Source organism: Pseudoalteromonas sp. SIMBA_162, assembly GCF_046535955.1.
Classification (GTDB): domain Bacteria; phylum Pseudomonadota; class Gammaproteobacteria; order Enterobacterales; family Alteromonadaceae; genus Pseudoalteromonas; species Pseudoalteromonas marina.
In genome coordinates, this window is sequence record NZ_JAWJBQ010000702.1 from 1 (window position 1) to 257 (window position 257).

General features: G+C 60.7%; 1 protein-coding gene. It reads right to left on the reverse strand.

Annotated features, from left to right (window positions below; genetic code table 11):
* On the reverse strand, window positions 1-257 hold a 257-nt coding region (rplD, locus tag R0J88_RS21485), incomplete at both ends, for a 50S ribosomal protein L4 (RefSeq protein ID WP_410901100.1).

The window sequence follows — 257 nt, forward strand, 5'->3', positions numbered from 1 at the left end:
GGGCAGCGACAGTCATCAGCACCTTGTCGTAACCGACGAGGCTGACCGGGTCAGCGCCAGCGACATTGACGACGTCAACATACGGGATGTTGCGCGCGGCCAGGTACAGGTTGACGTCCTGCTCTTCAGTGACGATCAGCGCTTTCTCAAGGCCCAGTTCCTGGAGCTTGGCGATCAGCAGCTTGGTCTTCGGAGCTTCGACGCTGATAGCATCGACCGCGACCAGGCGATCCTGACGGACCAGCTCGGACAGGATG